Source organism: Aeromonas sp. 97A (genome assembly GCF_051919185.1).
GTDB classification, from domain to species: domain Bacteria; phylum Pseudomonadota; class Gammaproteobacteria; order Enterobacterales; family Aeromonadaceae; genus Aeromonas; species Aeromonas veronii.
Genome location: NZ_JBQBFF010000001.1, coordinates 4,207,883 through 4,234,606 on the forward strand (window position 1 = coordinate 4,207,883; position 26,724 = coordinate 4,234,606).

The window sequence follows — 26,724 nt, forward strand, 5'->3', positions numbered from 1 at the left end:
GGGAGAGGTGGGAGAAAAGGATGTCGATCGTACAGCGGATCAGATTGGGCTTTGCGCTGCTGCTGGTCCTGTTGCTATTGCTCGGGGCCATCAGTTACCTGAAGACGACCTCCATTCACGGTCGTTTCCAGCAGGTGACCGAGGAGGCGACGCCTCAGGCCCTGACCGCCAGCCGGTTGCGCGCCGCGTTGCTGATGGCTGACAGGGACAGCCTGGCGCATCTCGCCATCCGGGAGGCGTCGGCGTTCCCCGAGTCCCGTCAGCGTGTTGCCCATGACAAGGTCCGCTATGAGCAGCACATCAAGGCATTCGCGGCCCTGACGCTCGATACCGAGAGTGAGCGGCAACTCGCCCGGGTCACCGACCAGGCCCCCCGGCTGTTTACCATCTCTGAGCAGTTGATGAGCCTGCACGAAGAGTCGGTCGAGCTGGAGCGGGTGCTCGCACGGATGCGGAGCGAGCTGCTGCACCTGGACGACAACTACCGTTCGGCGGCGGACCTGCTGGTGCGTTACACGGCGGGGCGGCGCTCTTTGCAGAACAAGGCGGAGCTCATCACCAGCGGTATTGCACGGGATCTCAAGCTGATCCTGCGTGCCGACGACAACACGGATCTGGTGGCGCTACAGGGGGTGCTGGCCAAAGACATCGACATTGCGAACCAGCGTCTGGAGCGGATTGTTGTCCCCGATGACGTCAAGGCCAGGTTCATCCGCCATGTGGCGCGCATTCCCCAGCTGGTATTTGGCGACAAGGGGCTGATTGCCACCCTGGTGCGCCGTCAGCAAATCAGCCAGCAACTCCATGGCTTGCGTGAACAGCAGGAGGCGCAGAGCCAGCAACTGGGGGAGGTCCTGGACAGGCTTATCGCCATCAGCAACCAGAGCATGCAGGAGGACAGGCTGAGTGCCGACGTCGCGGTTGACAGCGCCCGCACCTGGATCGTGATGGTGGCCCTGTGTTCCGTGCTCATCGCCCTCATTGTTGCCTGGAGTACGGCCCGCAGCATCCAGGTGCCGCTGGTGCGGATCAATCGGGTTCTCGGTCTGATGGCACAAGGGGACATGACGCTGCGGGTTCGCTACCCCGCCAGGAACGAGCTTGGTGAGGTCGCGAACTCCATCGACCAGCTGGCCCACCACACCAAGACGCTCCTGATGGAGGTCCAGACCGGGTCTGAGTACCTGGTGAGCGAGACGCGCAAGACCGCAGAGATCGGCGAGCAGGTGATGTCGCAGGTGCAGGCGCAGAAGGCGCAGACCGATCAGGTGGCGGCCGCCATCTTCGAGCTGGAGACCAGTGCGACCGAAGTGGCGCGCTCGAGCGATCATGTTCGTCGGGAGGTGGGTGAGGCCAATGACGAGAGCCGGCGCGGACGTCATCTGATGAAGGCCAATCGGGATGGCATCGAGCAACTGGCGACCGACATCGCCGGGGCCATGGCGATCACCCGCAAGCTCGAAGGCTACAGCAGCAACATTGGCAACATTCTTGAGGTGATCCGTGGCATGGCTGAACAGACCAACCTGCTGGCCCTCAATGCGGCCATCGAAGCGGCCCGTGCAGGGGAGGCCGGGCGGGGTTTTGCCGTGGTGGCCGAGGAGGTGCGGGCGCTGGCTACCCGTTCACAAGGGGCGACTCAGGAGATCCAAGTGATGATCGATAACCTGCAGGGATGCGCCCGCGATGTGGCGAACGTGATGGCCCAGAGCCATGAGCAGACTGAGCTGAGTGTGCTGCAGACTCGGGATGTTGAGAGTGCCCTCACGCGGATTGCCTCGCGTATGGAGGCAATCAAGGAGATTGCGGATCACATGGCTTATGCCGCAGCGGAGCAGATTTCGGTGAGTCAGGGAGTGGCCCAGCATGTGGCGGCCATCGCAGACGTGGCTCACGAGACCGAGCAGGCGTCCCGGGTATCGGCGAGCAGTGGTGAGGTGTTGTCGGGGCTGGCCAGCCAGCAGCAGAGTCTGGTGGCCCGTTTCAAGGTGTAGGAGAGAGGCGATGTGGAAATCTGTGAGTGCCCTGCTGGTCTGGGGGCTGAGTACGGCGGCGGTATCCCAGGAGCTGGTGCTGGAAACCTGGCGCGTGGATGACGAGGCGCTCTGGAAGGAGCAGTTTCTGCCCCGTTTTCAGGCGATCCATCCCGAGATCACCCTTAAGCTGCATTCGCAGCGCTCGGCGGATTACGATCGGGAGCTTGCCGAGCGGCTGGCGGCGGGGAAGGCGGGGGATCTCATCACTTGCCGCCCTTATGATCAGTCCCTGCGGCTGTTCCAGCAGGGGCATCTGATGGATCTGACGGACCTGCCCGGGATGGAGAACTTCCCGAGCTTTGCCAAGGCCGCCTGGCAGACCGACTCCGGGGCCCAGACCTTCTGCCTGCCCATTGCCTCCGTGATCCAGGGTTTCTACTTCAATGTCGATATCTTCAACGCCCTTGGGCTGACACTGCCGCGAACCCGTGCCGACTTCTTCGCCGTGCTGGAGAAGGTGAAGCAGGATGGCCGCTATCTGCCGCTGGCACTGGCGGCTCACGACAGCTGGGTGGTCTCCGAGCTTGGTTATCAGAATATCGGTCCCAATTACTGGCATGGGGAAGATGGCCGCCTGGCGCTGATCAACGGTCAGGCGCGAGTGACCGACGCCCCTTATGTGGCGGCGTTTCGTGAGCTGGCGAGCTGGCGGCCCTACATAGGGGACCATCCTGCCGATGCCACCGAAGCACAGGCGGTGGATGCCTTTGCTGCGGGCAAGGCCGCCATGATAGTGGCGGGCTCCTGGTCGCTGGCCCAGTTCACCGGCAAGGTCAATTTTGGTGCCTTCCCGCCCCCCGTCGCGCGGGAGGGGGACACCTGCTATTTCACCGATCACACCGACATGGGGATCGGCATCAATGCCGCCAGCCCGAACAAGGAGGCCGCCCTGAAACTGGTGGAGTGGATGGCAAGCGCCGACTTTGCCGAGCGTTTCTCCAATTCGGTACCCGGTTTTTTCTCCCTCTCCAACCACTTCTTCGAGCTCAAGGAACCGGTGGCGAGCACCATGATGGGCTGGCGGGATACCTGCGATTCCACCTTGCGTCTGGGGGCGCAGTTCCTCACCCGGGGTGAGCCATTGCTTACCACAGAGCTTGCGGAGGTATCGCAATCCGTGGTGCTCGGCACCATGACGCCGGAAGCGGCCGCCGCGCGCATCCAGCAGGGGTTGGCAAGCTGGTATCTCCCCCAGAAGACGGCAAAAAGAGCCCGTCTCTGTGAGGCGGACGAGCATCTTCCCACGCTGGCAACCAGCACAGCTATCGGGACGGAGTCTCCCTTCGCTGCGCCTTGACGGTGGACACGCCCACAGGGCAATCCCCCGCTGCGATCAGCAGACTCTTCAAGGCGCCTTCAGGCGCCTTTTTCCATCAGGGCCGGTTTGTAGGCAGATGTCATCGGGTTGTCATTGCCAGGCTCTGGCTGGTTTTATGGAGCCAGCCGGATTGAGGGGCCGGTAGAAGAGGTACGCCGGGTTGTGTGTGGAGTCTGTGCTACGTCAGAGAGACAAGGTGGAAGATGCGACAAGGACAAGTCGCTCGCTGGACAGGCGGCTGACAAAAGAAAAACGGCCCGAAGGCCGCTTTGAGCGGATGCTGCGCAGGGAAAAACCCCCAGTCGACATTCATCCTTTGTACGGCAGTGTAGTATCACGCACCACAATGCTCAATTCGGGCAGTTCGTCCGAGTTTGGCTCCGTGCCCTCGATCAAACCCAACAGAGTCTTGACCATTTTGACCCCCATCTCGTAGATGGGCTGGCGTACCGTGGTCAATGGCGGGTTGGAATAGGTAGAGAATGGCAGGTCATCAAAACCAATGAGTGAAACATCCTCTGGTACCCTTAAGCCGCACTGCTTGAGCCCCAAAATAGCCCCGTAGCAGGTCTGATCGTTGGCGCAGAATATGGCTGAGAATTTCCGGCCACTCTGCACCAGTTTCTTCACTGCATTCAGGCCACCAGCCTCGGCGAAATCCCCTTGGATGACCAAGGATGGATCATATTCGATTCCCGCGCTGACTAAGGCCTGACGATAACCATGATGACGTTCGATGGCATCGTTTTGATCCGGTAAGCCGACAATGTGGGCGATGTCATGATGACCCAGATCCAATAAATAGCGAGTTGCCATGTAGCCACCCAGCCGATTATTGATGCTGAAGGAATGTACCCGCTCGGTCATGATATTGTGGCCAGTGGCAACAATGGGTATTTGCTGTGAAAACTCGAGCAGCGTTTGTTGATTTACGTGGCCGGTCAAAATAATAAGACCATCGACCCGACGAGCTACCAGCAGGCGCAACCGTTCGACTTCTTCTTCCGCATTCCAGTGACCGCTGACAATCAGCGGCACATACTCCATGCCCTGAAGGGTATGTTCAACACCACGCAACATTTCGTTGGAAAATGGACTCTCTACATGTTGAGTCAATACCCCAAGGGTCATGGATTGACCCGTTTTCAGATATTGTGCCATAAGGTTGGGACGAAAATTCAATTCCTGAATTGCATCTTCAACCGCTTGGCGTTTATCTGCGGCCACTTTGGCCGAGCCGTTTAATATCCGGGATACAGTGCTTGCCGAGACACCGGCTCGTCTGGCGATATCATAGACAGTGGCTTTTTTCTCCTGAGCTGACTTCGACATCCGCCCTCCGTACTCGACTGTGAAAACCCTTGGCTATAACCAATATTACAAGAATATATTCTCAATAAATCAGCGGGTTAGGATAACCCTTTCCCTTGGTGGTGACAAGCAATGATGCTTCGCCTCAGATTGAGGGGCCCACTACTGCTGGGCGGCAAAAAAAACCTCTCTTGCTTTGGTAAAACCGGCCTGTTCGGCGGCCTTGACCCAGGCGAGAGCCTGCTCGTAGTTTTTGCTCACAACCGCAGTGCGAATATGTTGATAATAATCCAGTTCACCTAGCGCTTTATCTGCTGTGATCATCACGGGCGATATGGTTTTTGCGTTCGGTGTCGCATTTACAGCAGCCTCTGCGTCCAGTGCCAAATATAATCGTCCGGTGGCCGAATGGGGCACTTCCACATTGATGAGACGGGCGACATCCGTGGAGCGATCATATTGCATTGCGCGCTGGAGATCGTCGGGATTGAGCCTGGTGCTGCCTTGCATATCCAGAGTAGTAGAATAGATCACCATATAGGCAGCTCGGACGCTGCCGATGGGGGCCGGAATGGTAAATTCTCCCTGGATGTTCTGTCCTGAAATTAATGAACGGCCGTTATAACTGAAAGAGGAGCTGGGAATGGTTTGAACGGGGTGGTGATTCTCGTCCAGTAACAGGATGCTGGGCAGAAAAATGGTATAGTCGATTGGGATGGTTACTTTGACGCGGGCAGCTTGGGGGAAAGCGGGCAATGAGAATGCCATCACATAGCTTTTGCCCGAATCGAATGCGTAAACTGGGCTGTCAGTACCCACATTTACCCAACGGCTTTCTTGCCCGAAGGGCTGGAAGCGAAGATCCTTGAATGCCGCGATCGCCATTTTGCCCGACAATTGTTCTCGGTCATGTTGAAGCTGCTGCTGCAAGTCGGAGGTGGCCGATCTTGGCGGATGCTCCGGGCTTTTACTGACGCACCCGGCCATCAACAGACTGACCAGGAAAGGCAGACACTGTTTCGTTCCCTTCATCGTGTTTCCTCGTATGCAATGCGGGTCCCCCAAGGGACCCGAGATTATAGTGAAAATAAGTATCGCGACCTAACCTACCACCACATGTCCGCCTGCACACCGACCAGGAAATCTTCCCGGTCTTCCTGCCAGGGGGTCTCGTTGTTGTGATCGACATAGGTCGTCAGAATGCGGATCTCCGGTGACGGCCCCATGCCTGTATTGACCGTAAATGTCGGCACTATGCTGACCTTGTGAGAGGTGCCACCCCGTTCGACGTTATCGATGATCAGGTTGTTTTTCACATATCCGACTTCCGTCTGGATGGAGAAGAACTCATTGATCGGGAATACCGGGCGCAGAGATGCGGCATACCAGGAGTCATGGCCACCCAGCTCGTAGTCGTTGTACTGGTAGGAGAGGGTCGGCAGCAGATGAATATTGGCGCCATACCAGCCACCCCAGAGGAAGACGCGATAGGATTGATCGCCTTCCATCACCTTGGACTGGTAGGGTTTATAGCCATCCGCCTTGTCCTGCAGTGTCTTCTGATACAGGGAGCCCTTGCGATACATGGCGGTATTGGTCAGGTTGGCCCCCAGCAAGTCGCCTGAACCCAGTCCACGTCCTGCCTGGGCGATGAACTTGGAGAAGCCGCCCGGCATGAAGAAGAAGTCGTCGCGGGAATAAATGACGGTTCCTTCTGCCCCCTTGGTCGCATATTGCTTGTTGTCGCCGGTGAATTCGTTGCTGGGCATCTGCTTGAGTGCGATCTCCATGTCCCAGGCGCCGTAGAGGGCGCTGGTGTGGAGGGTGTGCATGGTGGCTTCAGTGCCATTGGCGCGGTCGGAGTGGCTGGTGTCGTTGCTGTTGATATAGGCAAAGTCCCACTTGCCACCCGCCATCTCCATGGCTTTGATGCCGACGCCGGTCCCCGAGTAGTCCGTGTAGAAATAGTCGGTTGTCCAGATGTAGTTCTCGCGGTCGTAATAGCGCAGACCACCCCACATGGTCCCGGTCGGGGTGATGCCACCCAGCTCCACATAGGTTTCTGACACACCGCTTTCGCGAGGTGCTGCACGGGTTTGCAGGCCATCGGCATCGGACTCCACCTTGAAGTGAATGTTGACCGACTTGTTGTTGCCCAGATCCCACAACTTGTTCAGACCCGCTTCCCAGCTGTTGTCCAGCTCGGAGCCCAGGCGCCCCATGGTCTTGTCCATCTCATATTCGTACCCCGCCTTGGCGAAGTTGTCCTTGGCGTCAAACATTGAACCAGCACGAATATAACCGTGGAAGCCAAAACTCTCGGCGGCATTCGATACGGCGGGCACTGCTAGCCCGTAACATGCCCCGACAAACAAGGCGAGTGACTTCAATTTCATCTTATTGCTCCAATCCGTAGAAAATTATTTTCAATCGATTTCTCGAAGATTCAATGCCTTATCACTTGATCTGCTGGCAGGGCTGATTGCTGTCAAAGTCTGCCGGGATGGCTGTTTTCAGGGCTACGTTGGTGAAGGCGAAGCGCAGACCGGCCATGGAGTCCCAGGCCCCGCTCAGGTAGAGCGCCTTTTGTACTGAGCCTGTGTTGGCCGCCGGAATGAGAGATGCAACCGGCAGGATGCAGCGGTACCAGGTGTCGTCATCGGGCACGATGTTGCTGTCCATGGTAAAGAAGGTGCCAAAGTCTGGGCCTGCGGTACCGTCCATGCGGATCTGGATGTTGGGGGAGTCACCGTAACTGGAGACTTTCAGGTCGAGCAGCATGACGCCGTCCTGATAGGCGGAGAGATCCCCATTGGCGCTGTCGGTCCCGAGGAAGGCGGCGCCATTGCCTGGCAGGTCCATGGTGATGACCTGGTTTTCATCGGTCAGGGTGCCGCCGAAGCTGGCTGCCGGGTAATCAGCGCTGCGGTCTTGGGCCTGGCTCTTGTCACCGGAGTAGTAGAGTGCGGCATCGGTGGCCACCAGCGCGGGGGCATTGTTGACGCCGGAGCCTGTGTCTGGATTGGTGTCAGGATCGGTTCCAGGGTCGGTAGCGCCGCCAGGCGCTTCACAGGTGACCGGGTCGACAACGGGCTTGGCTGAGGTGGTGAGCAGGTACTTGATGTTGGTGATTTCGTAGTTGAAGGCTTCCTTGGTGGCCAGGTGGAACGGTGTGCCCACAGTGGCGAGGTTGACGGCCTTGGCACCGGGGAAGGGCTTCATGCAGTTGATGGGCAGAGTGAGCGTTTCCCAGTTGCCGGAACCGGTCAGGGCGCTTGCAATGGGCAGGCTGCTGCGGTTGGGATACTCGTTGTCGATGGAGGCATTGAGCACTTCCGGCACCTTGCTCTTGGTTCGCAGCTGGAACTCGATGAAACCGGAAGCGTATTTGCTCAGGTTCAGAGGGGTGGCGGATTTGAGCATAAAGGTGCCATCTCCGTCACCGGCTACCTGCACATCGGCTGTGTCATCGGTACCAGCATTGTTGATGAGCACAGCACTGATGCTGGTCATGGCGACAGGAGTAGACGTGACTGGCTGCAGGTTCCAGTTATCCTTCTCCGACTGAATATTGGGGGTGACTTTTGCGTTCGCTCCAACACCAAACAGCAACAATACGCCATCTTCACCGCCTGGAGGTGTTTCACCAGGAAGCGTTTCACCCGGATGGGTTTCACTGCCGTTGCTAGAAGAAATGTTCTCTTCACCGCCACATCCACCGAGCAAGGCTGCGGCGATCAATGTTGCTAAAAGTCCTTTTTTTGTTGCATTCATACTGACCACTCCAATCAATGGGAAAATGTCCATCACGATGAATTGTCGAGACTCAAACTGCCACCATGCAATCGATGCCAAGGCAAATCACACTGCGCCCATTTTCTTGAAATCGATTTCCAAAGCAATGCTTATCCACCGTAATTATCAAAGTTTGTGTGGTATATCACAAAACAACTTCTATTCATTTTTGGCTGGACGTTGATGATTACTTGCCTCCTTTGCCTTTAATCTTTTTGCTTTTGATTTTCTTGTGTTTTTTTTTATTTTTTTTGGGGGAGGGGGTCAGTGTTGTTTCGGTGTTAATATGGAACGTAATTCTAAGTTTTCATGGTGTTTTTACGGTTTTGGTTTTTTGATTTCGATTTCATGTGTGGTATTCAATAAGGCGGGGCTTGGCATCGGTCCTAAACGTAAATTTTCCTTTGCTCGTTTCTGATAGGCAATTTGGTTGGCGATGCTCAACAGATCCTCTTCGTTAATCAGCTCGGTGACGAGATAGGTGCCGGGGATCTCCCCGGCGATCAGTTTGTGATGCAACATGATTAGGCTCCATACGCCATTGCCCCACCGCATTGGACGCGCAGGGTAGGCGAAGTAGTTGGGTAATAGGTTACTGCATGGGGTGTGACCGCAGGCTTGGTTGGCGGTGTTCATGCCGCCAAGGTGTGCGGTGTGTAGTCGTGCAACGGAATGTGGTAACTGGTGGCTAGTAGGGTGCCGAACTGGGTTAGCCAGCGGTGATCCGGGTGGTCGCATAGCCATTGCGCCAGTGCGTCGCCCCGTTCGTTTTCATAGCGCAGGTAGAGGCCATAACCGTTCACGGGCTGGCCTTGGTCATGCACCACTTCAATTTGACCATCGCGCTCAAGATAAGCCTCCAGTTCGATGGCGATCATGGCGTTAATCATCTTCGGTCTCCTTGTCGGGGATGGGGTCACTCTCCACGCGATAGCCGCGATGTATGCAGGTGCGCTGCAGATCGTTCAGAAAGTTGGCCAGCACGCGGGGCTGCTCGCTGAGCGGCACGGGGCCAGCTGGCAATGCCAGAAACAACGGCGCTTGGGGTCAATGCAGAGCTCATCGACCGGCTGGCTCATGGTGCGCCAGTCCTCGGCATTGGTGAGAGAGAGCAGTTGCCACTGCACGCCAGACCAGCGCACTTGTAAGGTGACTGTGCGGGCTGGTGGGCTATCCGGTGTTAGGTGCAGCAGCCAACGCTGACCACTGCGAGTGGGGGTTAGCTTGGAGCTTGTGGCGACTCGTCCCAGCCACTGACGTGTATAGTGGGAGATCGCTAATTCTTGGCTCATCGTTACCTCCTAATCTCCTGCGACCGTGACGCTGAAGCATTCCAACCGGCAGTAGGCAATGAAGTTACTTTGCCAGATGTCGAACAACTCCCGCGCCTCAGCCAGCCGCAGCGGTCCCCAGCCCAACATGGTGTGTTCGCCATCGAGGAAGTTGAAATCAAGCTCCTTGCTGAGCTCAGCATCTTGGCCCTGCCCCTGGTAGCTGAAGTCGGTGACGTAATCGAACAGCCAGCCATCTAGCCCACGGATCAGGCGGATCTCGACCGGGTGTACGCCGCCTTGCTCGGCGCTGTAGCCGGGATTGCGAAAGTTGAAGGTCAGTTGGGTTAAGCGCTCAAGATTGAGCTCGGCTTTAGCGACTTCCTGGTTAAGCTGAACCAGCAATGCTTGTGCAACGGGCATGGCAAAGCCGTCCCGGTAAAAGGGAATTGTCATGGTGTACTCCTTGTGGGGGTTAATCTTGGCCGAACAACGCGTTCATTTTTCTGGCCACACGGGCACGGATCTGTTCATCAATAAAGGCGGTAATGCTGGCGAGCGCCGCACTGAGTACCACGATGTCATCGGTGAGCCCCATCGGCAACACGTCCGGGAGCGCATCTATGGGTGAGATAAAGTAGGCCAGCGCACTGTAGATCAGTAGCTTGGCCCACAGCGGCAGATCATCCTTCTGGCTGGTGTAGTAGAGCAGCAGGCAGGTCTCAATAAAGGGCCGACCGGCCCGTTTGGCAAAGGCCCAAAGTTTGTGCCAAAAGCCTGTGTGATCGAACGGCTCGCATTCAGGGGGAATGCAGGGGGGCATAGTGCGTCTCCTTCAAGAGTGGGTGAATGGCAGAAATAAAAAGAGGAGGCAAATGCCTCCTCTTGGATGGGAATGGGTGTGACCTATTGGTCCCACATCAAGCAGTCAAACTCGGGGGTATTGGTGGCGGGCAGAACTGATGCCACCTCTTGGGTCGGCAGTGCGAGCTGCTTGCCGTCAGCCGTTAAAATGCTGATCGACTTGGCCTTGCGTAGCTTGCCCCACATGTCGAAGAAATTGTTCTCACCGACACGGGACTCGGTCTCATAGGGCGCATCGTATTGGCTGCCATCGACGACGATGGAGAAAGCCTGCCCAGCATAAGAGCCGTACTCCTTGCCCTGCACGGTAGCCGTCATGCTGACCTTGCGGGTGTCATTACAGGCGATATAGAGGTTGTTTTGCTCGTTGACCACCGCCGTGTATTCGCTGGTGCCCTGACCCCAGCCGCTGCTCCAGCGTCCGGCCTCGCCATAGGCCAGGGCGTTGTTGCATAGCAGGATGGCCGTCAACGTGATCCAACATTTGTTCATGGTTAACTCTCCTTATCCAACGTAGTAACCCAACACATTTTGTAAAAAGCCACCTGCCGCGATGTAGCCCACCACACCCCCGATGAGCTGGGGGCCAACTTTCCAAAACAGCTTCTTCTTGAACATCTCCTGTGCGCCGTCAGCAAACAACATGTCTGGTTGGGTGAAGCGGCGGAACAATTCCCCTCCCATCAGGCCAAGTGAGGTAAACAGAGAGCCAAAGACAAAGTGCCAGATATGGCCCCAGAACCCGAGCTGCGGGGAGCTACCGGTCCAGAGTGAGTAAATGGTGACGACGAGAAAAAAGAGGGAGGCAATAACGGGATAACGAGCCATGTACTTTTCCTTATGTAACAGAGTAATAGTAACAATGGCAGTCGCCCTAACCGCTCGCGTAAAAGCGCTTTACCCGAGATAGGAGGGGATGCCACAAACGAGGATTGATGTTTGTTGTCGGTGAGTCGGTCAGCGTAGCGATCATCGATTCACGACCAATTGCAACCAACTGAGTTGATACTCGCCTTTTTGAGTCCTTATCGTCAATGGGTCCATGGTCAACCATACGGGTTGACTGGAGGAACCATGACAGATATCAACCTTGAGCTGTTAGCCAAGAGCGTTGGCAAGGCGATTAGCCACAAGCGTACTCAAGCCGGATTCACGCAAGAGCATGTGGCTGAACACCTCAATATCGGGATGGAGGCCGTCTCTCGAATGGAGCGAGGGATTGTGGTGCCGACCGTGGTGCGGCTGGCGGAGCTCGCTCAACTGTTTGGTTGTGAGCTGGCGGACTTTCTGCGCGAGACCAGTAACCGCCCGACCGAGCAGGGCATTGTGCTGAGCCAGCAACTGGCCCGGCTCGATGATGCGGACCGAACCCTGTTGCTGGAAACGGTAGAACGGTTGGTGGAGCGGTTGGCGCGTCCTCGCTGATCATCCACCATTCACTGAGGAGGGGATGGGGTCCCTTTCCCCAATTTGTTGGTGAGTGGACTCCTTCTTGGTTGTGGTCTCTGTGGCGTTCTGGTTGCTTTGACTAGCGGGACGTGAGGTGAGGTTGTCGCCTCAGAACCATTGATACCATTCGCCGTATCGTCGCTGTTTGCTTCGGGATAGAACTCCTCCAGCAACATCGGCACCTCTTCATCGATATCCTCAAACTGGCCATTACGCAGCAAGTCACGAGCGGCCTGCTCCATATTGTCGATGGCGAGCCCCGCCTCTTGGTCACGCTGGGCCTCCTCCTGAGCCTGTCTGACTGCCTCGGTCAGGTTGGTTTCTTCCCGCAAGGTTAAATCCACGTAGTAGACCGGTGTGCGGTAGGACTGGGTAGTGCTCTTGGCCCGCAAGCGCAAGGTGAGCGGCAGATAGCGAGTATGGCCACCGCTCACAGCCTCCAGGTACTTGAGCCGGGCCGCCAGGGTGCGCACCGAGTTGTAGCCGGTGGTTCGGAAGATAAAGCTGCCCAGCTCATCTCCTTGCCCCTCCACAAACAGGTTCAGTCGCCCGTACAGCTTGCAACCCTGTTGGCCTGCAAAGGCGCAGCGCTCTGGTCCAGAGCAGCTGACCTCCTCCATGCCTTGTGCCCCCACACGTCTTGCCACCTCCCCATTCCCGACACAGAGCGGCCTGCCGGTTTGCCGGTCAAATGCGCTGTATTCCGCCCGTAGATTCAAGTCGCTATCGTTGAACAGCACCCGCACCGGAATGGCGCGGATCTTGGTCTGCTCCTGCCCTTGGCCACTCTTTTGCGATGAGTAGTGTTGATGCAGGGGATGGAGCAGCCATCCCCCTTTTTGTTGTACCTGAGTGGTGAGGGTGAAGCTGTCGTCCTTCTCCGGCACCCACTTATCCTGTTTTTGCACCAGCTTGCCGATGCAGATCCGCCCGATCACGGGCGGGGTGATCGCCAGTCCTTTGATCATGGTGTGTGCCTCAAGGGTTGAATGGTGAAACGGCGCACGCCGGGCACCGGTTTGACGTAACGAGTAAGCAGGTCGGGATGATCCTGACCGAGCTTATCCAGATCCGGCGCCAGCCGGTCTTTGCTGCGCTTCCAGGTGATCTTGCCATCGGCAAACAGTCCGGCAGTGGCTTCGCCCAAAGTGGCCTGTAGCCGCTGTTTGAGCTGTGACTCCTGCAGCTCGACAGCTTCTTTCTGCTGACGCAATCGCAGCAGTTCGCCAAAGAGCTGGTTGAACTCGGGAGAATCGGAGAGATCCACCGTCTGGCCATCGTCATGCGGAAACAGCCAGCTCAGGGCATTGGCGGCATCATTGGAGCCGTCAGGCTCGGGCTGCTGGTCTTGTTGCACCATCTGCCAGAACTGCGCTTCCCGCTCGGTGAGATCCTGGATCTTCTCCTCATCGCGCTCGATGCGGTAAATCCGAAAATCCTGGCCGCCGATCAGCACTGCCACTTCGGCCCAGGCATGGCCGGTGACGGCGAGTTGATGGAGTACCTGACACTGGTAAGCCACCGGCACCCCTTCCTCCCATTGGGGGGCGCTGTGATAGCTGGCTGTCTTGATCTCCAGAATGCCCGGACCATCGGGATGGCCGACCACCTCCCGGTCGAGATTGGCGAGCATGAAGGGGTGCTCAGGGTGTTGCAGCACTGCATTGACCCGGCGAACACGAAAGCCAGTGCGTTTGGCATAGACCTGCGCCAAGACCGGCTCCAGCTCAATGCCCCACAGCACCGCTTCCTTGTGGGAGATATCTTCCGACTCCTTGCGACCGGTCTTCTCCAGCCACAGGCTGAGCGGGCATTTGTAGGGGGAGAGCCCCACTGCCACGGCGGCATCGGAGGAGCCAATGCCGAGTTTGCGGATAGCAAGCCACTGTTCGCGGGTTAATTGGGTGGTGGAGGCCAGCCGCAGGGCTTGGCCATATTTGGCTTTTGCTTTCATGACGACTCCTTGTTGACGGCATAAATGGCTACGCCCGGATTGGCTTGCGCCAGTCCGGGTGAGGTTGTTATGCGGTTTAAATGGGGAAGCGGAATTACTGCAGCAGAGTGAGTGCCTGATTCAGGGCTTGGGATTTGAGCTGGGCGCCCTGACCGAACCAGGCGGAATCAAGCCGGTGATCCTGGCTGCGAGCACGGCGATGGTGATCCACGTATTCCGTTACCGCATTGACCAGCCCCCAGGCGGTATTGCGGGAGCTGACAAGTTCTGAGCCCATGCCTGCGCCCTGATAGAGCTCATGCAGCCGTTGTACCGGCTTGGTGAGGATGATGTTCTCCTCATCCAGCGGTTGCGCCAACAGGTCGCTGAAAAAGCGCAGTGCCTCTTCAGGGGCCACGGGCCGCTGTGCCAGCGCCTTGGTCTGCGCCTTAAATTCATCCCAATGAGAGAGCCCCAGCCCGAGCGACTCTTTGACGGCAGCTGCATCGAACTGAGTAGAGTGGGGCACCTTGATGGCACCGGTAGCACCGCGCAGTGCCATCTGTAGGGTGTTGTTGCAGACTACCCGCAGCGAGGTGAACTGCGCCGTGGTGCAGAGCGTGCCGTCGCAGCTGGTCGCCAGCAGCAAATAGGACTTTACCAAGTCATTGCCTTTGAGTTTTAGATCCTGGCCTGTTTTGGCCAGAGCCCACAGCTTGCGGCCGCCTTTGAGCGAGCCTGCGGTCTCCAGCTCAAAGCCTCCGGCTTCCACCAGGTCTTGATAGAAATGCAGCACCTCGTGAGGCTGTACCACGTTGTAGCGACTTGAGACCACCGATAGGGGGGCGAGGGTATCGGAGCGATACAGCACCTTGCTGTCGCTGTAGGGGCGGATATGCAGTGCATCGGAGGCGACGTTAAACATCACGTCGCTCTGCTCGATGGTCCAATCCATCCCGGCTGCCTGTAGCCAGATATCGAGAGATTGTTGCGGGGGCAAAATATTGCCAAGGCCATGCCAAGGGGTTTGCCCCGTGTAGGCCATGGTGTCAATCAGGTGAGCCATATCTCCTCCAGGAATTGTGAAATGCAGACATCAGCCTGCTAACTCATGGAGGTGATGTAGGTTTGAAAGTTTATTGAATAGGATGTAGTCGTGTTTTTATTTGTGTGTGCTGTTAAGCAGCGTACAGGTTGTTATGTTTGGACAATGCCCTTCATTGGAGATGTGGGTGCAGGATTGGTAAAAGAGGCTCAATCATGAAGGGTGTTTATAGCGTAGGTTAAAGCGTAGGTAGACAAATAAATTTCAAAAAAACACATTAAAATCAACATGTAAACACCCTTGCATCATGGGCGTGTGGGCGCTCAGATTGGCGCCGGGAGCGGAGCTTGTGGCGCCGCTGGCTTGGTGTTGTGCGGTCATGTTCTGTTCCAGAAGGGGCCTCTGCGGGCCAATGTCTGCGGTGATGAGCCTTGAGCTTGATGGCGCCATTCTACACATAAGCGCCTCGACGGGGGAGCGGGTGTTCCGGGCGCGGTTGTTCTGCACTATTGACGGCATGACACAGGTGCGGCACCTCACATTGCGGCAGGCAAGGGCGGTCTGCCGTGGTTGCGGGCGGCGCTAGCGGGATCGCATAATGTGCCTCTTGAGCGGATCAGAAGGAGTCGTGATGAAACTGGATGCAGAGATAGAGCACCTTGCCATCGAGCTGGGACGGGCCCTCGGTCAACGGGGCTGGCTGGCTGCGACCGCCGAATCCTGTACCGGCGGCGGGGTGGCCAGCGCCATCACCGACATCGCGGGCAGCTCCGGCTGGTTCGATCGCGGATTTGTCACCTACACCAACGAGGCCAAGCAGCAGATGTTGGGGGTGAGCAGTGAGAGCCTGGATCAGCACGGTGCAGTGAGCGAAGCCGTGGTGCTGGAGATGGCCCGCGGCGCGCTGGCCCACTCGTCTGCCTCCATCAGCGTTGCTATCAGTGGTATCGCCGGCCCCGGCGGCGCCACCGAGGGCAAGCCGGTCGGCACCGTCTGGTTCGCCTGGGCCGACTGCAACGGCCGTCACCACTCCCTGCTCGCCCGCTTCGACGGGGATCGCCGACAGGTGCGCCAGCAGGCGGTGAGACAGGCCTTGTCGGGTCTGTTGGCCCTGCTCAGATAAATTGGGCTTGATACTGTATGAATAGACAGTATACTTAGCCCAACTTCACTTCTTACTCACGATTTCCAGCGGAGATTGGCATGGATCAGAACAAACAGAAGGCACTGGCGGCTGCGCTGGGTCAGATTGAAAAGCAGTTCGGCAAAGGTTCCATCATGCGTCTGGGCGACAGCAAGACCATGGATATCGAAGCCATCTCTACCGGTTCCCTCTCGCTGGACGTGGCGCTGGGCATTGGCGGTCTGCCGTGTGGCCGTATCGTCGAGATCTACGGCCCGGAATCTTCCGGTAAAACCACCCTCACCCTGCAGGTGATCGCCGAAGCCCAGAAGAAGGGTAAGACCTGTGCCTTCGTCGATGCGGAACACGCTCTCGACCCTATCTACGCTGCCAAGCTGGGCGTCAACGTCGACGACCTGCTGATCTCCCAGCCGGATACCGGCGAACAGGCGCTGGAGATCTGCGACATGCTGGTTCGCTCCAACGCGGTTGACGTCATCATCGTCGATTCCGTGGCGGCCCTGACGCCGAAAGCGGAAATCGAAGGGGAGATGGGTGACTCCCACGTTGGTCTGCAGGCCCGTCTGATGTCCCAGGCGCTGCGCAAGCTGACCGCCAACATCAAGAACGCCAACTGCCTGTGCATCTTCATCAACCAGATCCGGATGAAGATCGGCGTCATGTTCGGTAGCCCGGAGACCACTACCGGTGGTAACGCGCTCAAGTTCTACGCCTCCGTGCGTCTGGATATCCGTCGTATCGGCGCCATCAAGGAAGGCGACGAAGTGGTCGGTAACGAGACTCGCGTCAAAGTGGTCAAGAACAAAGTTGCCCCGCCCTTCAAGCAGGCTGAATTCCAGATCTTCTACGGTGCCGGTATCTCCAAAGAGGGCGAGCTGGTGGATCTCGGCGTCAAGCACAAGCTGATCGACAAGGCGGGTGCCTGGTACAGCTACAACGGCGAGAAGATCGGTCAGGGCAAGGCCAACGTGATGAAGCTGTTCGCCGAGAACAAGGTGATGGCTGGTGAAGTGGAGGCTCGTCTGCGCGAGCTGCTGCTCTCCGGCGCAGTGCCTGTCGATGACAAGGCTGCATCGGTTGAGGCAGAAGAGTTCGATGCCGAAAGCGAACAAGAGTTCGAATAAGGAACAAAGGAAGGCCGGGTAGATACCCGGCCTTGTTATTTATGATGGTAGATGAATCCGTGACCGAACCGGTCGAGCCCGCCGAGCCGACCTTTGCCGAACAGCTGGCCGCTGCCCGCGGCTATGCCATGCGCAGTCTGGCCCGTCGCGAGAGTGCCGAGTCAGAGCTGGCCAACCGGCTGCGCCAGCAGGGCTTCAATGAAGAGGTGATCGAGGCGGTGGTCGACTACTGCCGCGGTTACAACTGGGTCAATGACGAACGTTACGGCGGTATGGCTGTACGGGCCGGTGCCGCCAAGGGCCATGGCCCCATCAAGATCCGTTTCGATCTGCGCCGCAAGGGGCTCGACGATATGCAGATTGATGCCGCATTCGATCAGCCGGAGTTGGACTGGTTCGAACTGGCGTTTGCCCTGCTCGAACGGCGCGCCCGGGTGGCCGATCTGGCCGATTTCAAGCTGAGGATGAAGTGGCTCAAATATCTGCTGGGGCGCGGCTTTACCCAGGATCAGGCCCGTTATGCCATCTCGGCCCTGCAGGAGCGGGAGGAGTAACGCTACTGCGTGGCAAACGTCGTTTTACCTCTCCTTGTTGCAGGTTTTTCCTACCGGCTCAGTAGGTTGCGAGTGCAATTCCGAAAGAGCCACCTTTTGTTCATCTCATCCCTCTTTCTGCGCTGCTTTTTTACCTCTCGACAGTAGAAAAAGCCACTGTGAGCAGTGGCGCTCTTTTCTGGCCCGTTTATGCGCGCTTTTTCGCCCGTGGCGGCCCTGTCCGTTTTACTTTACCCCGCAGAAAACTTACATTAATGCGGTTAAAAGTCCGTATTCGAATCAAGCAGGATTTTCCATGTATATGTCCACGTCAGAGATTCGCGCTGCGTTTCTCGAGTATTTCCGTTCCCAGGGGCACCAGGTTGTCTCCTCCAGCTCGCTGGTACCGCATAACGACCCGACCCTGTTGTTTACCAACGCGGGTATGAACCAGTTCAAGGATGTGTTCCTTGGCGCAGACAAGCGTGCCTACAATCGCGCGACGACTTCCCAGCGTTGCGTGCGTGCCGGTGGTAAGCACAACGATCTGGAAAACGTCGGCTATACCGCTCGTCACCACACCTTCTTCGAAATGCTGGGTAACTTCAGCTTCGGTGACTACTTCAAGCAGGATGCCATCAAGTTTGCATGGGGCTTCCTGACCGAGGTGCTGCAACTGCCGAAAGATCGCCTGCTGGTGACCGTCTACGCGACTGACGATGAAGCTTTCGACATCTGGGAAAAAGAGGTCGGTGTCCCGGCCGATCGCATCGTGCGCATCGGTGACAACAAGGGTGCCCCTTACGCTTCCGACAACTTCTGGGCGATGGGCGATACCGGCCCGTGCGGTCCCTGCACCGAGATCTTCTATGACCACGGCGATCACATCTGGGGTGGCCGTCCCGGCTCACCGGAAGAGGATGGCGACCGTTTCATCGAGATCTGGAACGTGGTGTTCATGCAGTTCAACCGTCAGGCTGACGGCACCATGGAGCCGCTGCCGCGTCCGTCCGTGGATACCGGCATGGGTCTGGAGCGTATCTCCGCCATCATGCAGGGTGTCCACTCCAACTACGAAATCGACATCTTCCAGGCGCTGATCAAGAAAGCGGCCGAGATTGTCGGTACCACCGATCTGAGCAACCAGTCCCTGCGCGTCATCGCTGACCACATCCGCTCCTGCGCCTTCTTGGTGGCAGATGGCGTGATGCCGTCCAACGAAGGTCGTGGCTATGTGCTGCGCCGCATCATCCGCCGCGCCGTGCGTCACGGTCGCAAGCTGGGCGCTACCGATGTCTTCTTCTACAAACTGGCTGCCGAGCTGGCAGTGCAGATGAAGGATGTCGCTGCCGAGCTGATCGCCCAGCTGCCGCTGGTCGAGCGTGTGCTGCGCATCGAAGAGGAGCAGTTCGTCCGCACGCTGGATCGCGGTCTGCTGCTGCTGGAAGACGCTCTGGCCAACCTGGGCGATGCCAAGGTTATTCCGGGCGAAGTGGTGTTCAAGCTTTACGACACTTACGGCTTCCCGGCCGACCTGACTGCCGACGTGGTGCGCGAGCGCGAGATCGGCATCGACGAAGAGGGCTTCAAGGCCGAGATGGAGAAGCAGCGTGCTCGCGCCAAAGAGGCCTCCAGCTTCGGCGTGAACTACAACGAGATGCTCAAGCTCGACTTTGAGACCCCCTTCACCGGTTACAAGACCCTGAGCGAGCGCACTCGCGTGGTCGGCATCTACAAGGGTGTGGAAGAGGTGAGCGGTCTGATCGCCGGTGACGAAGCAGTCATCGTGCTGGAAGAGACCCCCTTCTACGCCGAGTCCGGTGGCCAGATTGGCGACAGCGGTACCCTGAAAGTGGACGACGGCATCTTTGCCGTGACCGACACCCTGAAAGCGGGCAAGGCGATCATCCACAAGGGCTACATGGAGCTGGGCACCCTGGAGAAAGGGGCCGAGGTCGAGGCCGTGGTGGACGCTGACCGTCGTCAGGCCATCGCCCTGAACCACTCCGTAACTCACCTGCTGCACGCTGCCCTGCGTCAGGCACTGGGCGAGCATGTCACCCAGAAAGGTTCTTTGGTTGGAGCCGAGCGCATGCGTTTCGACTTCTCCCACTTCGAGGGGCTGACCATGGCGACCATTCGCCGGGTCGAGGAGCTGGTCAACAACCAGATCCGCGCCAACCACGAAATCACCACCCAGCTGATGGATCTGGAAGCGGCCAAGTCCGCCGGTGCCATGGCGCTGTTTGGTGAAAAATATGAAGACGACGTGCGTGTCGTGCGCATGGGTGACTACTCCACCGAGCTGTGCGGCGGTACTCACGCCAAGCGCACCGGTGATATCGGCTTCTTCAAGATCATCGCCGAGAGCGGTATCGCTGCTGGCGTGCGTCGTATCGAAGCGGTGACCGGCAAAGCGGCCATCGACTTCATGCATCAGGTTGGCGAGCAGATCGAAGAGGCTGCTGCCCTGGTGAAAGGCGACCAGTTCTGCATCGCCGACAAGGTTCGCCAGATGCTGGACAAGGCCAAGATGATGGAGCGCGAGCTGGAGCAGCTTAAGGCCAAGCTGGCCGCTCAGGCCGGTAACGACCTGCTGGGTCAGGTGATCGAGATCAACGGTCAGAAGGTGCTGGTTGCAGCGCTGGAAGGGGCTGATCCGAAATCCCTGCGCGGCATGCTGGACGAGCTGAAAAACCAGATGAAGTCCGGTGTTGTGCTGCTGGCAACCTGTGCCGATGGCAAGGTCAACCTGATCGCGGGCGTCACCAACGACCTGACCGGCAAGGTCAAGGCCGGTGAGCTGGTCAATCTGGTTGCCCAGCAGGTGGGTGGCAAGGGCGGTGGCCGTCCGGACATGGCACAGGCGGGTGGTACCCAGCCTGAGGCGGTGCCGGCAGCGCTGCAATCCGTTCACTCCTGGCTGGAAGAGCGCCTGTAATCGGGCGAGGTGATCTGTGGCACTCTATGTACAGAAGTACGGCGGCACCTCGGTCGGCACACTGGAGCGGATCGAGGCGGTAGCTGAGCGGGTCGAGCAGACCCGCGCCCAGGGACACGACGTGGTGGTGGTTGTCTCCGCCATGTCGGGCGAAACCAACCGGCTGCTGGGCATGGCCCAGCAGCTGGATCCTGATGCCAACCGGCGGGAGATGGATGTACTGGTCTCCACCGGTGAGCAGGTCACCATAGCGCTGCTGGCGATCGCGTTGAACAAACGCGGTTGTCCTGCGGTCTCAATGACCGGTGATCAGGTGCGGATTCACACCGATTCCGCCTATGGCAAGGCGCGCATCACCCACATCGACACCGAGCTGGTTCATGCCGAACTGGCTGCGGGCAAGGTGGTGGTGATCGCCGGTTTCCAGGGCCGTGACGAGCATAACGCCATCACGACGCTGGGCCGCGGCGGTTCGGATACCACGGCGGTTGCCGTGGCGGCGGCCATCAAGGCCGATGAGTGCCAGATCTTTACCGATGTGGATGGGGTATACACCACGGATCCGCGCATCGAGCCCAAGGCGCGTCGTCTCGACACCATCACCTTCGAGGAGATGCTGGAGATGGCAAGTCTCGGCGCCAAGGTGTTGCAGATCCGCTCGGTGGAGTTTGCGGGCAAGTACCGCGTCCCGCTGCGGGTGCTGTCGAGCTTTATCGATGGAGAGGGAACCTTAATCACATATGGAGGTGATAGGATGGAAGCTCCCCTGGTATCCGGGATCGCTTTTAACCGCAACGAGGCCAGCCTGACCATTCTGGGCGTGCCGGACAGACCAACCGTTGCCGCGCAGATCCTGAATCCGATCAGCGACGCCAACATTGATGTCGACATGATTGTGCAGAACACCCTGGGAGATGGCACCGCCGACTTCACCTTCACGGTGAATCGTGACGACTATCGCCGCGCCCGGGCACTGCTGGAGGAGACCGCCACCGAACTTGGCGCCTCCTGCGTGCAGGGAAATGGCGAGATTGCCAAGGTTTCCATTGTCGGTGTCGGCATGTGGAACCATCCCGGTGTTGCGCGCACCATGTTCAAGGTATTGGGCGAGGAGGGGATCAACATGCAGTTGATCTCGACCTCTGAAATCAAAATCTCTGTGGTGATTGACGAGAAGTATCTGGAGCTGGCGGTGCGAGCCCTGCACGCGGCTTTCGGGTTGGATCAGGCACCGCAAGAGCAGCCCTTGGGCTAACAATCTCTGATTGATTTAGTTTCAACCATTTACCATATCGGTATCTTTGTTAGATAATGTCGCATATCGATATAAAAACAAAACAGGATACAGGAGCAAGCGAATGCTTATTTTGACTCGTCGTGTTGGGGAAACCCTGATGATTGGTGATGAAGTGACTGTCACCGTACTGGGCGTGAAAGGCAACCAGGTCCGTATCGGTGTTAACGCGCCGAAAGAGGTCTCCGTACACCGCGAAGAGATCTACCAGCGCATCCAGGCCGAGAAAGTTCCGGGCCAACCGGGCTTCTAAGCCACTTTCATGGCTGTGACAAGGCGACACCTCATGTGTCGCCTTTTGTTTTTCCGGCCCCCTGAAATCGCCCTGCAGGGCGCGAAACTGCGGGATAAGTGCCGATATTGTTTGAATATTCCACGCTTTGACCAAATGCTGAGCGAACGCACTTTTTTCTCCAAAAAAGTGTTTGACTAAAAATCCCTGTGAAGTATTATCAGCCCCGCAAACGGAGAGGTGGCCGAGAGGCTGAAGGCGCTCCCCTGCTAAGGGAGTATGCGGCTTATACCCGCATCGGGGGTTCGAATCCCCCCTTCTCCGCCATTTGCGCCCGTAGCTCAGCTGGATAGAGTACCTGGCTACGAACCAGGTGGTCAGAGGTTCGAATCCTCTCGGGCGCACCATATTACGACTCAAGCAAGAGTCATGTGTTGACCATCAGCAAGTCGGCACTTTGGAAAAGGCTTACTGATAAGTAAGCTTTTTTTATCGTTTTAAAACAGGGCGCCCGTAGCTCAGCTGGATAGAGTACCTGGCTACGAACCAGGTGGTCAGAGGTTCGAATCCTCTCGGGCGCACCATTTAAAACGACACAACGATTTATGAGCGCCCGTAGCTCAGCTGGATAGAGTACCTGGCTACGAACCAGGTGGTCAGAGGTTCGAATCCTCTCGGGCGCACCATTTTTCAAGCAGTACACAAAAGTTTGTGAGCGCCCGTAGCTCAGCTGGATAGAGTACCTGGCTACGAACCAGGTGGTCAGAGGTTCGAATCCTCTCGGGCGCACCATATTTCAAGCAGTACCAAAGTTTATGAGCGCCCGTAGCTCAGCTGGATAGAGTACCTGGCTACGAACCAGGTGGTCAGAGGTTCGAATCCTCTCGGGCGCACCATACAGACAGCCTCGACTTCGGTCGGGGCTGTTTTTTTATGGGCGATATTTAGCTTTTGGTGCGGATCCCCGTGCGCTGTTGCGGGTGGATCGCCCGTTTACCTGGCTGTTCTTGTCCTCATTTCTTCCCCTTTCTGTGATTGCGCACAGTTCTTCTGAACGGTGCAACCCCTTGCCACCCTTTGCCTCATCTATAGGCGCCCTGTATGCCTGCTGTTGCAACGGCAGATGCCGCGCAGCTTATCACTCAAGGTTCGCTCATCTACATCCTGCAAGGCCTGCAGAGGCGTTTTGCGGGCAATAAAAAAGGATGCCGCAGCATCCTTTTGTGTTGAGATATTGACTCAGCTTTTCAACCATTTGCGAATGCGGTTGGCATCGCCGATAGGGGTGCGTTTGCCCACCGAGTTGAGTAGCACGATGGCAAGCTCGCGGCTGTCCGGTTTGGCGCGCATCACCAGACAGCGTCCTGCCTCGTCAGTGAAGCCGGTCTTGGAGAGGCGCACGTCCCAATCCGGGTTTTTCACCAGCGGGTTGGTGTTGTTGAACATCAGGCTATAGGCGGGGGCGCTGAAGCGCATCTCCCGGTTCTCATCCTGAGTGAACTGACGGATCAGCGGCTGACGATAGGCGGCGGCGGCCAGCTTGCCGAGATCCTGGGCGGTAGAGACGTTGCGGGTGGAGAGGCCGGTGGAGTCATAGAAGTGGGTATTTCGCATACCCAGCTGTCTGGCCTTGTTGTTCATGGCCCGCACGAAGGCGCTGCGACCGCCCGGATAGTGACGCGCCAGTGCCGAGGCCATCCGGTTTTCGGAGGACATCAATGCCAGATGCAGGGCGTCGCGGCGGGTCACCTTGGTGCCCATGCGGATGCGGGAGTGAGTGTGTTTGACCCGATCCAGATCGTTCTTGTCGACCGTGATGGTCTGGTTGAGATTCTGTTTGGCATCCAGCACCACCAGCGCTGTCATCAGCTTGGTGAGGGAGGCGATGGGACGCACCTTGGTGGCATTCTTCTGGTAGAGCGTCTTGCCCGTTTTTACATCCACGACCAGGGCGCTGCTCGAACGTACTTCCAGTTTGGCAGGGTTGGGTGCCGCGCTGACAGCAGGCAATCCCAACATTCCCATCAACCCGACAACCAGCGCTGCTGCGCGAATCCGACACCACATACAACCGACTCCGTTCCCATCCAAAAAAAGGCGCTAGATTCACTCATTTTTACCCCGGCTTTACAAGGGCCGAGCGGGACTATTTCTGCTATTTGCGCAAAATAGGCGATCAAAAAAGCCCTCTGGCGAGGGCTTTCAGGTCGGGCGTTGGGCGAGGGGTCAATCCCGCGGCTGCGCGGCCCTGCGTTTGCTGATCCAGCGCCAGACCAGCGCCACCATGCCACCCACCAGCAGGGCCACCGGCAGATAGATGATGATGTTGAAGAACTGGGTCTGGTATTCGGCGGCCAGCTTGGTGTGGCTCAGGTAGTAGCCAAACCCGACCAGCGGGCAGATCCACATGATGGAGCTGATCAGATTGACGATGAGAAAGCGCCCCTGGGGCAGCTCGGTAGCTCCCACTATATAGGGGTAGGCGGTGCGCACGAAGGCGATATAGCGAGCGGTGATCAGGGTGATGATCCCGTACTTGTCCAGCAGGTGGTAGACCTTCTGCTGGTGCCGCTCTTCCACGTGGGACATCAGCCGATGGTAGAGCTGGGTGTGGCCGAGAAAGCGCCCCTGCATGTAACCGAGCCAGGTGCCGACAAAGGTAGCCATGATCAACAGCGGGATCACCCCGAGAGACAATACATCCTGATAGATGAGCACGCCGGTGAGGATCAGCAGGCTGTCACCGGGCAGAAAGGCGGTAGGGATGAATCCGTTTTCCAGTACCAGAAACGTCAGAATCACACCACAGATCATGAAGGCCATCTTGGGATCGGAAAGTGTGTTCAGATCGTGATTCATAAAGGCGTGAGCCAGTTGGTAAAACTGCTCCATACTTGCAAACTCCGCAGGTTAGCTGGGTTGATCGGTCAAGGGCATGGCGAGCACCTTGTCGATGCGCAGGCCATCCATGTCAACAATTTCCAGTTGCCACTGTTCCAGTGTCACCAGGTCTCCGGTTTGTGGAACACGACCAAGGAGCAGCATGATAAGCCCTCCGAGGGTGTGATAGTGATGTTTTTCTTCTTCTGGTAGACGAACCAGCTCCAGACAGTCCTTCAACTCCGGCAGCGGGATCAGGCCATCGAGCAGCCAGCTGCCGTCGGCGCGCCGGAATGCCCAGTTGTCCTCGCCATCCTCCTGCTGGAAATCCCCCGCCAGCGCCTCCAGCAGATCCTGCTGGGTGACCAGTCCCTGCAGCTCGCCATATTCGTCCACCACCAGCGCCATCTGTTCGCTGTGGGTGCGGAAGTGGTTGAGCAGCTCGACGCCGTTGAGGGTCTCGGGCAGCAGGCTGCCCTCCTGGGTCAGGGCAGCCAGATCGATGGGCTCCCCCTTGATATAGGCGTGCAGCACCTTGCTGACATTGATGATACCCACCAATTCTGACAGGTTGCCGTCGCAGACCGGAAAATAGCTGTGGCGATACTCCACCAGCCGCTGCAGGTTGGTCTCCAGCGGCAGCGCCAGATCCAGATAGCGGATATCGCTGCGCGGCACCATCAGGGAGGAGAGGCTGCGCTCGTCGAGACGGAAGACGTTGCGCAGCATGGTGTGTTCATGATCCTCGATCACCCCGGCTTCAGAGCCCTCCACCAGCATGGCGTGGATCTCCTCCTCGGTAACGTTGGCGCTGCCGTTCTGGTTGACCCGCAGCAGCCGCAGGCTGGCATTGGTAGAGGCCGACAGCAGCCAAACGAAGGGGCGGGTCAGGGTGGCGAGCCAGTGCATGGGGCGGGCCACCAGACAGGCGATGCGCTCGGCATTGAGCTGGCCGAGCCGCTTGGGCACCAGCTCCCCCACCACGATGGAGAGGTAAGTAACCACCACCACCACTATGACGGTGGCGATCAGGCCACTGCTCTTGGCCGGGAGTCCCCACTCCTGCAACCAGAGGGAGAAGGGCTGGGCCAGCAGGGATTCGCCGTAGATACCGTTGAGCAGACCGATGCTGGTAATGCCGATTTGGACGGCAGAGAGAAAATGGGTCGGGTCTTCGCCCAGTTTGAGGGCAATGGCGGCGGAGCGGTTGCCTTCAGAGGCAAGCTTGCCGAGGCGAGCCTTGCGTGCGGTGACGATGGCGATTTCTGACATGGCGAAGACGCCATTAAGCAAAATCAATCCCAGCAGGATCAATATTTCCATACAGCAACAGCACTCCTTGAGTGGATAAGATCGCTGGCAGTGTAATGAATTTGGCGGCGATGCGCTTGTGAAAGCGGGTGATCCGGCTCGCTAATTTGATGACAGCGCTCTGGGATGGCAGAAAAAGATGGCCGGACAAGGGAAGGATGACCCCGCCAAACGGCGTAATGGGCGAGGCAGCATTGCAGAAGGGAAAAGGGCGGGAAGTCCCGCCCTTGCTTGTCATGGTTC

The 26,724-nt window shown here is 57.8% G+C and carries 28 protein-coding genes and 6 tRNA genes; 16 read left to right on the top strand and 18 right to left on the bottom strand.

What is annotated here, in order from left to right; all coding sequences use genetic code 11:
• Positions 1–20 precede the first annotated feature (20 nt).
• Positions 21–1,994 carry a methyl-accepting chemotaxis protein gene (locus tag ACTG27_RS19275; RefSeq protein WP_439980206.1) on the top strand — a complete coding sequence of 658 codons (1,974 nt, stop codon included), beginning with the start codon at positions 21–23 and terminating at the stop codon, positions 1,992–1,994.
• Positions 1,995–2,004: 10 nt separating this feature from the next.
• Positions 2,005–3,333 carry an ABC transporter substrate-binding protein gene (locus tag ACTG27_RS19280; protein WP_439980207.1) on the top strand — a complete coding sequence of 443 codons (1,329 nt, stop codon included), beginning with the start codon at positions 2,005–2,007 and terminating at the stop codon, positions 3,331–3,333.
• 330 nt (positions 3,334–3,663) lie between these two features.
• On the opposite strand, the gene ACTG27_RS19285 is transcribed toward ACTG27_RS19280, so the two are convergent.
• The 4 genes from ACTG27_RS19285 to ACTG27_RS19300 all read right to left on the bottom strand — a co-directional run bounded on the left by ACTG27_RS19285 (position 3,664) and on the right by ACTG27_RS19300 (position 8,280).
• A complete protein-coding gene (locus tag ACTG27_RS19285) occupies positions 3,664–4,686 on the bottom strand; it encodes a LacI family DNA-binding transcriptional regulator (protein WP_042084009.1) in 1,023 nt (340 codons plus the stop codon).
• A gap of 141 nt (positions 4,687–4,827) precedes the next feature.
• Complete coding sequence (locus ACTG27_RS19290; RefSeq protein ID WP_123172738.1) at positions 4,828–5,697, bottom strand: MalM family protein; 870 nt, start codon at positions 5,695–5,697, stop codon at positions 4,828–4,830.
• Between the two features lie 74 nt (positions 5,698–5,771).
• Positions 5,772–7,061, bottom strand: coding sequence for a carbohydrate porin (locus ACTG27_RS19295; RefSeq protein ID WP_236381745.1), 1,290 nt, complete (start codon positions 7,059–7,061; stop codon positions 5,772–5,774).
• A gap of 61 nt (positions 7,062–7,122) precedes the next feature.
• Positions 7,123–8,280 (bottom strand): putative glycoside hydrolase, encoded by a 1,158-nt coding sequence (locus tag ACTG27_RS19300; RefSeq protein ID WP_429072315.1) that lies wholly within the window; start codon positions 8,278–8,280, stop codon positions 7,123–7,125.
• On the opposite strand from ACTG27_RS19300, the gene ACTG27_RS19305 reads away from it, so the two are divergent.
• On the top strand, positions 8,243–8,644 hold the full coding sequence (locus ACTG27_RS19305; protein ID WP_158651142.1) for a hypothetical protein: 402 nt from the start codon (positions 8,243–8,245) through the stop codon (positions 8,642–8,644). The two genes, ACTG27_RS19300 and ACTG27_RS19305, sit on opposite strands and share 38 nt — an antisense overlap.
• Positions 8,645–8,778: 134 nt before the next feature.
• Here the strand turns inward: ACTG27_RS19305 and ACTG27_RS19310 are convergent, their stop codons facing one another.
• The 7 genes from ACTG27_RS19310 to ACTG27_RS19340 form a co-directional block, all read right to left on the bottom strand.
• The gene (locus tag ACTG27_RS19310; protein WP_236381743.1) at positions 8,779–8,982 is read right to left on the bottom strand and encodes a hypothetical protein; all 204 of its coding nucleotides are present in this window, start codon (positions 8,980–8,982) and stop codon (positions 8,779–8,781) included.
• Between the two features lie 110 nt (positions 8,983–9,092).
• The gene (locus tag ACTG27_RS19315; RefSeq protein WP_201944266.1) at positions 9,093–9,350 is read right to left on the bottom strand and encodes a hypothetical protein; all 258 of its coding nucleotides are present in this window, start codon (positions 9,348–9,350) and stop codon (positions 9,093–9,095) included.
• A gap of 75 nt (positions 9,351–9,425) precedes the next feature.
• Positions 9,426–9,752 carry a hypothetical protein gene (locus tag ACTG27_RS19320; protein ID WP_439980208.1) on the bottom strand — a complete coding sequence of 109 codons (327 nt, stop codon included), beginning with the start codon at positions 9,750–9,752 and terminating at the stop codon, positions 9,426–9,428.
• Between the two features lie 9 nt (positions 9,753–9,761).
• Positions 9,762–10,187 (bottom strand): DUF2787 domain-containing protein, encoded by a 426-nt coding sequence (locus ACTG27_RS19325; RefSeq protein ID WP_439980209.1) that lies wholly within the window; start codon positions 10,185–10,187, stop codon positions 9,762–9,764.
• Between the two features lie 19 nt (positions 10,188–10,206).
• On the bottom strand, positions 10,207–10,554 hold the full coding sequence (locus tag ACTG27_RS19330; RefSeq protein ID WP_139729610.1) for a YkvA family protein: 348 nt from the start codon (positions 10,552–10,554) through the stop codon (positions 10,207–10,209).
• 83 nt (positions 10,555–10,637) lie between these two features.
• A complete protein-coding gene (locus ACTG27_RS19335; protein ID WP_439980211.1) occupies positions 10,638–11,087 on the bottom strand; it encodes a hypothetical protein in 450 nt (149 codons plus the stop codon).
• A gap of 12 nt (positions 11,088–11,099) precedes the next feature.
• Positions 11,100–11,423, bottom strand: coding sequence for a hypothetical protein (locus tag ACTG27_RS19340; protein WP_123173866.1), 324 nt, complete (start codon positions 11,421–11,423; stop codon positions 11,100–11,102).
• 246 nt (positions 11,424–11,669) lie between these two features.
• On the opposite strand from ACTG27_RS19340, the gene ACTG27_RS19345 reads away from it, so the two are divergent.
• Entirely contained in the window at positions 11,670–12,020 is a 351-nt protein-coding gene (locus ACTG27_RS19345) for a helix-turn-helix domain-containing protein (RefSeq protein ID WP_101530889.1), read from the top strand.
• 11 nt (positions 12,021–12,031) lie between these two features.
• Here ACTG27_RS19345 and ACTG27_RS19350 read toward each other — a convergent pair whose 3' ends face one another.
• From ACTG27_RS19350 to ACTG27_RS19360, 3 genes are all read right to left on the bottom strand, one after another.
• Positions 12,032–13,012, bottom strand: coding sequence for a recombination directionality factor (locus ACTG27_RS19350; protein ID WP_438403815.1), 981 nt, complete (start codon positions 13,010–13,012; stop codon positions 12,032–12,034).
• Entirely contained in the window at positions 13,009–13,998 is a 990-nt protein-coding gene (locus ACTG27_RS19355; protein WP_438403814.1) for a YqaJ viral recombinase family protein, read from the bottom strand. Before ACTG27_RS19355 ends, ACTG27_RS19350 begins: the two co-directional genes overlap by 4 nt.
• A 94-nt stretch (positions 13,999–14,092) precedes the next feature.
• Positions 14,093–15,043 carry a DUF932 domain-containing protein gene (locus ACTG27_RS19360; protein ID WP_139392548.1) on the bottom strand — a complete coding sequence of 317 codons (951 nt, stop codon included), beginning with the start codon at positions 15,041–15,043 and terminating at the stop codon, positions 14,093–14,095.
• Positions 15,044–15,653: 610 nt separating this feature from the next.
• Between ACTG27_RS19360 and pncC the strand changes: the two genes are divergently transcribed.
• The 12 genes from pncC to ACTG27_RS19420 all read left to right on the top strand — a co-directional run bounded on the left by pncC (position 15,654) and on the right by ACTG27_RS19420 (position 23,186).
• Entirely contained in the window at positions 15,654–16,145 is a 492-nt protein-coding gene (gene pncC, locus ACTG27_RS19365) for a nicotinamide-nucleotide amidase (RefSeq protein WP_421279173.1), read from the top strand.
• Between the two features lie 80 nt (positions 16,146–16,225).
• Complete coding sequence (gene recA, locus ACTG27_RS19370; RefSeq protein ID WP_149153707.1) at positions 16,226–17,290, top strand: recombinase RecA; 1,065 nt, start codon at positions 16,226–16,228, stop codon at positions 17,288–17,290.
• Between the two features lie 44 nt (positions 17,291–17,334).
• The gene (locus ACTG27_RS19375) at positions 17,335–17,844 is read left to right on the top strand and encodes a regulatory protein RecX (protein ID WP_158110449.1); all 510 of its coding nucleotides are present in this window, start codon (positions 17,335–17,337) and stop codon (positions 17,842–17,844) included.
• A 295-nt stretch (positions 17,845–18,139) separates the two neighbouring features.
• Positions 18,140–20,764, top strand: coding sequence for an alanine--tRNA ligase (alaS, locus tag ACTG27_RS19380; protein WP_042033273.1), 2,625 nt, complete (start codon positions 18,140–18,142; stop codon positions 20,762–20,764).
• A gap of 16 nt (positions 20,765–20,780) precedes the next feature.
• Complete coding sequence (locus ACTG27_RS19385) at positions 20,781–22,019, top strand: aspartate kinase (protein ID WP_005336054.1); 1,239 nt, start codon at positions 20,781–20,783, stop codon at positions 22,017–22,019.
• Positions 22,020–22,122: 103 nt separating this feature from the next.
• Positions 22,123–22,311 (top strand): carbon storage regulator CsrA, encoded by a 189-nt coding sequence (gene csrA / locus ACTG27_RS19390; protein ID WP_005336053.1) that lies wholly within the window; start codon positions 22,123–22,125, stop codon positions 22,309–22,311.
• A 213-nt stretch (positions 22,312–22,524) separates the two neighbouring features.
• A tRNA-Ser gene (locus ACTG27_RS19395) sits at positions 22,525–22,617 on the top strand.
• Between the two features lie 3 nt (positions 22,618–22,620).
• Positions 22,621–22,697, top strand: a tRNA-Arg gene (locus ACTG27_RS19400).
• A 100-nt stretch (positions 22,698–22,797) separates the two neighbouring features.
• A tRNA-Arg gene (locus ACTG27_RS19405) sits at positions 22,798–22,874 on the top strand.
• A gap of 25 nt (positions 22,875–22,899) precedes the next feature.
• Positions 22,900–22,976: transfer RNA gene (locus ACTG27_RS19410), tRNA-Arg, on the top strand.
• Positions 22,977–23,005: 29 nt separating this feature from the next.
• Positions 23,006–23,082, top strand: a tRNA-Arg gene (locus tag ACTG27_RS19415).
• A 27-nt stretch (positions 23,083–23,109) separates the two neighbouring features.
• Positions 23,110–23,186 (top strand) — tRNA-Arg (locus tag ACTG27_RS19420).
• A 343-nt stretch (positions 23,187–23,529) separates the two neighbouring features.
• Here the strand turns inward: ACTG27_RS19420 and pbpG are convergent.
• The 4 genes from pbpG to ACTG27_RS19440 form a co-directional block, all read right to left on the bottom strand.
• Positions 23,530–24,357, bottom strand: a complete 828-nt coding sequence (pbpG, locus tag ACTG27_RS19425) for a D-alanyl-D-alanine endopeptidase (protein ID WP_005348750.1) — start codon at positions 24,355–24,357, stop codon at positions 23,530–23,532.
• A gap of 159 nt (positions 24,358–24,516) precedes the next feature.
• On the bottom strand, positions 24,517–25,182 hold the full coding sequence (locus tag ACTG27_RS19430) for a DedA family protein (protein WP_005343012.1): 666 nt from the start codon (positions 25,180–25,182) through the stop codon (positions 24,517–24,519).
• Between the two features lie 18 nt (positions 25,183–25,200).
• On the bottom strand, positions 25,201–26,493 hold the full coding sequence (locus ACTG27_RS19435) for a hemolysin family protein (RefSeq protein WP_040069001.1): 1,293 nt from the start codon (positions 26,491–26,493) through the stop codon (positions 25,201–25,203).
• Positions 26,456–26,719 carry a hypothetical protein gene (locus ACTG27_RS19440; protein WP_429211221.1) on the bottom strand — a complete coding sequence of 88 codons (264 nt, stop codon included), beginning with the start codon at positions 26,717–26,719 and terminating at the stop codon, positions 26,456–26,458. Before ACTG27_RS19440 ends, ACTG27_RS19435 begins: the two co-directional genes overlap by 38 nt.
• Positions 26,720–26,724: the final 5 nt, after the last annotated feature.